Source organism: Candidatus Melainabacteria bacterium RIFOXYA2_FULL_32_9, from assembly GCA_001784615.1.
GTDB lineage: Bacteria > Cyanobacteriota > Vampirovibrionia > Gastranaerophilales > UBA9579 > UBA9579.
The window spans coordinates 1-5,176 of the sequence record MFRQ01000161.1; the positions used below are offsets into that span (position 1 = coordinate 1).

Annotated in this window: 4 protein-coding genes; 1 reads left to right on the forward strand and 3 read right to left on the reverse strand. The window is 32.4% G+C overall.

Annotation, left to right across the window (positions count from 1 at the left end; translation table 11 throughout):
- Both A2255_09080 and A2255_09085 read right to left on the reverse strand, forming a co-directional pair.
- Positions 1–1,324 (reverse strand): hypothetical protein (locus tag A2255_09080; protein OGI16950.1); only part of this gene is annotated, 1,324 nt, incomplete at its 3' end.
- Positions 1,325–1,766: 442 nt separating this feature from the next.
- Positions 1,767–2,519, reverse strand: a complete 753-nt coding sequence (locus A2255_09085) for a hypothetical protein (GenBank protein OGI16951.1) — start codon at positions 2,517–2,519, stop codon at positions 1,767–1,769.
- 264 nt (positions 2,520–2,783) lie between these two features.
- Between A2255_09085 and A2255_09090 the strand changes: the two genes are divergently transcribed.
- Positions 2,784–4,052, forward strand: a complete 1,269-nt coding sequence (locus A2255_09090; protein OGI16952.1) for an RfbX protein — start codon at positions 2,784–2,786, stop codon at positions 4,050–4,052.
- 466 nt (positions 4,053–4,518) lie between these two features.
- On the opposite strand, the gene A2255_09095 is transcribed toward A2255_09090, so the two are convergent.
- Entirely contained in the window at positions 4,519–5,040 is a 522-nt protein-coding gene (locus tag A2255_09095) for an adenine phosphoribosyltransferase (protein OGI16953.1), read from the reverse strand.
- Positions 5,041–5,176 lie beyond the last annotated feature (136 nt).

A 5,176-nucleotide genomic window follows, 5' to 3' on the forward strand; every position in this document is an offset into this window, starting at 1 on the left:
TCACATAGTAACTTCCAGTATTTGCTCCTTTAGTTACACTTGTTACAGCAAGTCCTGATGGAGCAGTTGGAGCAGTTGTTGTTGGAGGAGGTGGTGGTGGGGGTGTTCCACCTGCAACCTGAACATATCTTGGCGCTCCTGAAATGCTTACGGATTGTCCGGAAATAGTAACATTGTGAGTACTACCGGTTGTCCAGGCTGCAACTACAGTTTTACTTCCATTTGAAAATTCCATTAAATAATCACTTGAAGAAGATGATTGTCTTCTTACAAATTGCAATCCATTTAATGCCTGCGTGAGGCTTTGCATAGCAAGATAAGATGGTTTCTTAACATTATTGGATCTTACTAAACCATAATTACTTTCTTCTGCTGTGCCTGTATCATGGTTTTTGAAATCAAACCACACTGTAATTGGTATTCCAAGACTCATGTTAATTAATTGTGTTCTTGCAGCATAATTTGCCTGAGCTTGCTCATTACCATTTACAAATGGGTGTGTAACTGAGTAACCCCATTCACTTGCTATAATAGGCATATTAGGATTATTTGGGTTATATTGGCGAATAAGTTCACGCATTTTAGTGTGATTGTAAGGATAAGTATTCAACCAGCGTTCTGGAAGTTGATTTTTGTCATACGGGTGAATACTTACAGCATCAACATAACTTAATATGCCTTTGCTAAATACGCTTTGATACCAATTGGGGTCGGCCCAAGATAATGCAGGTGCGATAATTGTAGCGTTTGGGTCGCCTTGTCTAATAGCAGGTACTACTGCTTTCACGAAATCAGCATATTCAGTGGAATTTTGAACAGGTTTCCAGAATGTTGTACCGTTTGGTTCATTCCAGAGTTCAAATATAACACCTTTACCTCTGTAACGCTGTGCTGCAGCTTTTGCATAATTGGCAAAGGCTGTTTTTTGCTCCTGGGTTCTGATACCATACATAATGTCTGATGCGCCATAGAGAGTATTGTTATAAGCCAGAATATAAATGACTTTAATACCTCGTGCTGCTGCACCATCAACTAGTTGATCGTAAGGTGTCCAATTGTAGGAACCTCTCGATCTTTCTACATTGTGCCAATGCAGGTCTCTACGAATGTACTTGATTCCTGCATCTCTAATCATGTCCAAATCAGTGGAAGGTGCGCCAGTAAAACGTATGTTTACACCTACACCGTTTGGCACAGTTAGAGATGGAAAACTAGCTGCAAATGCAGCAGGTAAATTCATAAGACCTACAAGTAAGGCCATTGCAAAGGAAATTACCTTTCGCATAGAGTTTCCTCCCTTCTCAATAATAACTTTTTCTTTCATACTTAACAGTCCTCACTTGCGTAGTTTTTACTCTGAGTTTTAAACAATTAACACTAATAATTTTGTTTAATTGTAGCTTTCAGGATTACAATATTGCTAATATTCATGAATAGTAAGCTATTTGCTTTATGCGCGCATGTGAAATATGCAATCTGGTTGAATGTTATCCTAATTAATTGTTTAATTTATTGTGCCATATATTTTTAAAAAAAATTATTGATGTGAGTTATAATTTTTCAAATCTGGCATTTTGTGACAGGGTTTCCAACAAGATGATAATCCAGCCAAACTCTGATATAAGTCATTTTTAGGGTGCATTCTCTGGAAAATTATAAATTTTTGCTAATTTTAAAGATTTATAAATTAAAAAAATGGCCAAAGTCAACAAAATTGAACATAACGGCCATTTTTTTAAAAATAACTTTAAATTTTGTTACATTTATTATGCTGCTCCTTTACCAAGAATTACTGCTGGAATGGTTTTTAATAATAAGTAAAAATCTAGTATAATATTCCAGCTTGTAATGTATTCATATTCCAATTTTACAACCTTATCAAAGTCTTTCAAGTTTGATCTGCCATTGGTTTGCCACATGCCAGTAATCCCTGGAACTGTTGCGAAGAAAATATAATGCCATTTCTTGTATAACCATAGATCTCGTGTTGCACGAGCGCGTGGTCCAACTAAACTCATTTCACCTTTAATTACATTAAATAATTGAGGCAATTCATCCAGGCTATATTTTCTTATAAATTTCCCAATCCTGCTAATTCTTGGATCATCTTCAATTTTGTACATTATACTATCATCTTCTTTAAATTGTTCTCTTACTTTATCTTCATATAACTCTGCATCTTGTCTCATGCTTCGAAACTTATAAAGGTAAAATTCTTTGCCGTATAAACCTGTTCTTTTACTTTTATAGAAAACAGGTCCTCTTGATTCCAATTTAATTAATATAGATAACATCAGGAAAATTGGAGATGCAACAATAAGACCTATACTGCTAGCTACAATATCAAAAGCTCTTTTTATAGTCCACTGGATTGCATCTCGCTTTTGTAAATTAAAATTTCTTGCTATCCAGAATGGATCTGCTTTTTGTAATTGAATTATGTTTTTATCTTCTGCTTTGTAAAGTAATGAATCGTTAATATTACTGTCAATACTTTTATTTTCAATGTATACGCTCATTTTTAACACTCCCACAATGTTTTCACCAATTACATACTCTCAAAAGTATAATGATTATAAAACGAGCTAACATAATTTTATCCATCAGTTGTCTATAGTCTATTGTTAGATTCATTATTTATCAAAATTGACCACCATTACTATTTTTAAACTAAACACTTCTTTTACCATTTCAGCTAATCCTGCATTATATTCCCACTGGCATTTAAATTATGCAAAATAAGCTAATTGTGAAAAAAGAGCATTTAGTAAACTATATAAACTATGTTTGCTAAAGTTGAATCTATACTTATATCAGAAGATAAAAGAAGGCTCTTTTCCAACTTTTTGTATTTATTTATCTTACAGGGAGCCAACTATGTGCTGCCTTTATTAACTCTGCCATATTTAATAAGAATACTTGGAGCAGAAAAGTTCGGCCTTTATGTCTTTGCACAAGCTTTTATAGGATATTTTTTAGTTTTTACCGATTATGGTTTTAATCTATCAGCTACAAGAGAAGTATCGATAAATAGAGATAATAGTCAAAAAATCTCAGAGATTTTTTGCTCCGTAATGACAATTAAAATCTTATTTATGACCATAAGTTTTACCATATTATCTATCATTATTTTTAGTTTTGATAAATTCAGATCGGACTGGTTATTTTATTTTCTAACATTTGGAATGGTTCTAGGTAATATTCTATTTCCCACCTGGTTTTTTATGGGAATGGAAAAAATGAAATATATTACTTTTTTAAACCTTTTTTCAAAAGCTGTTTTTACCATTTCTATATTTGTATTTATTAGACAATCGGCTCATTATTTTTATGTCCCGTTAATAAACTCCCTAGGATATCTAGTAGCAGGAGCTTTTGCTATTAGAATAATTTTTAAAGAACATAATATTGATCTTTATCTTCCCAAAATAAAGACTATTATTCAATCATTAAAAGACAGTACACAGTTTTTTCTATCAAGAGTTTCAACAATGATATACACATCAAACAACTCTTTTGTTCTGGGGTTGTTCACTGGCAACCAGATAGTTGGTTATTATGCTACAGCTGAGAAATTAAATTTTGCATTAAAAAGCCTGTACTACCCCTTGAGCGATAATTTATACCCATATATGTCAAGAGAAAGAAAGATATCTCTATTTAAAAAGATAGTTTTAACTACGAGTATATTTAATATTTTACTGTGTACATTTACTTTTATCTTTGCTAATCAGATTATTTCAATTATTTTTGGAGATGGTCTTGAAATAAGCGCTAATGTATTAAAGGTATTTTCACTTGCTGTTATGGTTTCAGTTCCTGCAACCTTAATAGGATATCCATTATTAGGAGCATATGGCAAGGCCAATCTCGTAAATTTAAGTTATATAATTGGTTCTGTTTTACATTTTGTTGGTTTGATTGTTCTGGCAGTACTATCTAAAATCACTGTTTATAATGTTGCTTTAATGGTTTTGGCAACAGAAATACTAATATTCCTTGTCAGACTGTATTTTGTTATAAAAACAGATTTTACCAGCAAAAGACATTAATTATTTGGGTAGTGTTATAAAACAAAGTGATATAGAACATATTCAGAAATTAAATTTTCCTAGTGTCATTGCGAGGTGCCAAAGGCACTTATTTATGTCATTAATCCTTCCAACAATATACAGTGTCATTGCGAGGAATGAAATGCAATGAAGTGACGAAGCAATCCAAAAAAAGATAGTATAATATTATTTGGATTGGTGACACAGTCACCTTTTATAACTCATAAATCACTGTAATTAAGACTAAGATTGTAGAGTTTAATGGTGCAGCTTTGCTGCCTCGCAATGACAGTGCGACGATTAGTAGGATTATGGCTTTGAAAAAATTATCACTTTAATTTTTACCATTACCAAATCTTCTTACTTATTTAACAATTTAAATTATTTTAAAAAACTTCATAGGAAAACCTCCTATTAAGAAATTAGGAGGTTTTTAGGCTTCTTGAAAAGCTAACTGTTAAATCAATTAGTACTGAACCATTGAGGTAACTTTAATATCTTCAGGAAGTTTTTCTCTTCCGTTTAAGAAAGATAATTCAACAACAAAAGCTATCCCAGCAGTAACACCACCGACTTTCCTTACTAATTCGCAAGCAGCGCCAGATGTTCCACCTGTTGCCAGTAAATCATCAATAATCAAAACTTTTTTACCAGGTTCAATAGCATCACTGTGTATTTCTACAGTATCAGTACCGTATTCAAGCTCATATGAAACTTGCTCAACAGCAGCAGGTAACTTGCCAGGCTTTCTGATTATAACCAGGCCAGCTCCAAGCTTGTATGCTAATGGAGCACCAAAAATAAATCCTCTTGATTCAATTCCTGCTACATAATCTATACCTGCATCTTTATATTCATTAGTTAGATAATCAATAATTCTGCTAAAAGTTTCAGGGTCTTTTATAGCTGTAGTTATATCTTTAAAAACTATTCCAGGTTTTGGAAAGTCAATAACGTCCCTAATCTTAGCTTTAACCAATTCAGGCATTAGAATCTTCTCCCTCTAATTTTTAAGCAACAATAATAATATTCACTAAAAATTTTGTTTTCTCAAGAATTTTTATTAAGCATGCTTAATTATAATTAACTCGAATTGCTTGTATGTTAAATAAAGAAAAATAAAA

Excerpts from the sequence above, each read along its gene's own strand:
- A2255_09085 (OGI16951.1), bottom strand. The coding sequence starts at position 2,519 with ATGAGCGTATACATTGAAAATAAAAGTATTGACAGTAATATTAACGAT.
- A2255_09090 (OGI16952.1), top strand. The coding sequence starts at position 2,784 with ATGTTTGCTAAAGTTGAATCTATACTTATATCAGAAGATAAAAGAAGG.
- A2255_09095 (OGI16953.1), bottom strand. The coding sequence starts at position 5,040 with ATGCCTGAATTGGTTAAAGCTAAGATTAGGGACGTTATTGACTTTCCA.